Source organism: Chlorogloea sp. CCALA 695 (genome assembly GCF_003003885.1).
GTDB lineage: Bacteria > Cyanobacteriota > Cyanobacteriia > Cyanobacteriales > Chroococcidiopsidaceae > Aliterella.
This window is the reverse complement of record NZ_PVWN01000164.1, coordinates 1-2,119: the sequence shown is the minus strand read 5'-3', so window position 1 is coordinate 2,119 and position 2,119 is coordinate 1. Positions and strand designations below refer to the sequence as shown.

The 2,119-nt window shown below is 37.0% G+C and carries 1 protein-coding gene and 2 pseudogenes; 2 read left to right on the top strand and 1 reads right to left on the bottom strand.

Annotated features, from left to right (window positions below):
* Nucleotides 1–74: 74 nt before the first annotated feature.
* Nucleotides 75–248: pseudogene (locus tag C7B70_RS29025) on the bottom strand (hypothetical protein); the annotation flags it as partial.
* Nucleotides 249–479: 231 nt separating this feature from the next.
* On the opposite strand from C7B70_RS29025, the pseudogene C7B70_RS29020 reads away from it, so the two are divergent.
* Both C7B70_RS29020 and C7B70_RS25745 read left to right on the top strand, forming a co-directional pair.
* Nucleotides 480–638, top strand: a pseudogene (locus tag C7B70_RS29020) (putative dsRNA-binding protein); the annotation flags it as partial.
* A gap of 429 nt (nucleotides 639–1,067) precedes the next feature.
* Nucleotides 1,068–1,541 carry a TspO/MBR family protein gene (locus C7B70_RS25745; RefSeq protein WP_106371687.1) on the top strand — a complete coding sequence of 158 codons (474 nt, stop codon included), beginning with the start codon at nucleotides 1,068–1,070 and terminating at the stop codon, nucleotides 1,539–1,541.
* The last annotated feature ends 578 nt before the right edge of the window (nucleotides 1,542–2,119 follow it).

Sequence of the window (2,119 nt, the reverse complement as noted above, 5' to 3'; positions counted from 1 at the left end):
CCGGGTGAGGCAAAAGTTTCATGCCCGGATCTGTAGGAGAGGTGCGGGGTTGTAATAGCCCCCATCGACTCTAACTAGTAAACGTGGAGTAAGGCGGCAGGTCTTTGGGCAAGTCTTCCCAGATGAGCGCCATTTTTCAGTTGATAAAAGATGCCATTGATCAGGTCTCGCTTTGTCCAGTTTGAGGGTCTCGTTCGCTTCTTGGGCGGTAATATCTCAATCAATAGCGGTTCAAGCACTTCCCATTCTGAGTCGGTTAAGCTGCTGGAGTAAAGTTATCGTCACTGCACTAGAGGATGACGATAACTTTACTTCATTTCAGCAAAAGATGTCAAATGGGTTCTATAGAGGCTGTTCATATTTTTTTAAAGCCAAGTTTTATTGAAGTAGCTCAACATATTGTTAATTTTAAGTTAAATGAAAACTATATAGGTATGCTTTAAAAATGGTCAGTACCAGAGTTAGGAGAAGAACCTAAATATGATTTAGGAAATGAGTCAAGAGCAAACCATGATAAAGAATTTACTCTCAAGGTATATATAAAAGGGGAAAAATACGGTATAGGGAAAGGTCATAGCAAGCCAAAAGCAAAAAAGCGTGCTGCGGAAAATGCGTTAAAAAGATTAAAACTATTGTAGTGTATAAAACTGGAAATGTGAAGCTCTGCGAGCTTGTGGCTCTATCACGTTCCTTAAATTTTATCCTAAAGCCAAGTAATTATTAAAATTAAAACAACAAAAAATAGAGTGAATAAAAGTGTGTGTTTTATTTCTCCAAGTTTTTTAGAAAGAGTGCTATTTTTTATGTATAATCCAGATTTTTATAAAATAAGTTTAAAGGTTATAACTTAAGTATATTCTTTATCTGTTATTTCAAAACTGGGTAAAATACTGAATAACAGACAGAAGTTAGTATATAGCTCGTGCTGGGCAAAAAAACTGACTAGAAAAATCGCAAAAACTTAATAGAAACTTAATGTAAAAAATCTATTTCAAACTAAAGGAAGATTAATCTTGCTTTGACCTATTGGCATTATAAATATGTAAGATTAAGATAATAGAGCTAGTATGATTAAATCTTGGATGGCGATTACCTTAGTAACTTTCCTAGTTGCTATAGGCGGCGTATTATTTAAACCCCGCGATCTCAAATGGGCTATTCAATTGCGCCGCCCCAAATGGTTGACATTTGAACCCTTAATCCCGGTAATTTGGACGGTTGTTTTTATCTGCGGTGCTTGGTCAGCTAATATAGTTTGGCAACAGGAGCCAGGTAGTACCAAAACTTGGTTGTTAATGAGTTTGTATCTACTTTTAGAAATTGTCACAGTTTCCTATACTTCTGTAACTCTGAGGCTTCGTAGTCTGCTAGTAGGAACGATTTTAGGTGGAGCGGGAGTAGTTTTAAGTATTGTGCTGGCGATCGCAGTTTTCCCAATTACTCATTTAGCCGCCGGATTACTGCTTCCTTATGTTATTTGGAGTCCCGTAGGTACTTATACGACTGAAGAAATGATCCAACTCAATCCTGGCGCAGAATAACCCAAAAAATGTCTTTAGCAATCAACTGTAGTATTTTTTTCTCCTCAGTAAGCTAATAGACTTCTAAAAAGCATAAAATCAAAGTTTAAAAAATACGGGGTAGAGAGGACAATGCCTGCTAAAAGATTTCTAAATATTGAACAGAAAGAGAAATTATACCAATTTAAAATGAGTAATAGGCAGATGAGTTAAACTGAGCATAGTTGTTTAGCCCCCTTTAGTAATGGCTGGTATTACTTCAATTGAAGTCAAAGAAAGTTTGGATGAGTTGACACAACAGTTGTGTCAAGTTAACTCGTCGAGTGCTAAAGAACGATTACAAGTTCGCGATCTGGCTTAAACAGGATAATGCACCAAGTATCAGCGCGATTGCTAAAGCGGTGGGAAAACATCGAAATACTGTGCAAACCTGGTTATCGAAGTGAGCTAATAGACTTTAAAAAAGTATAATATATAAAGTTGATTGGGCAAGGGGTGGAGGGGACAATGCCTGCAAAAGGATTTCCCTTTCTGGAACAGAAAGAGAGATTGCAAACGCTAATACGCGGCAATAATTGTTCAAGAATAAGAGAACACGC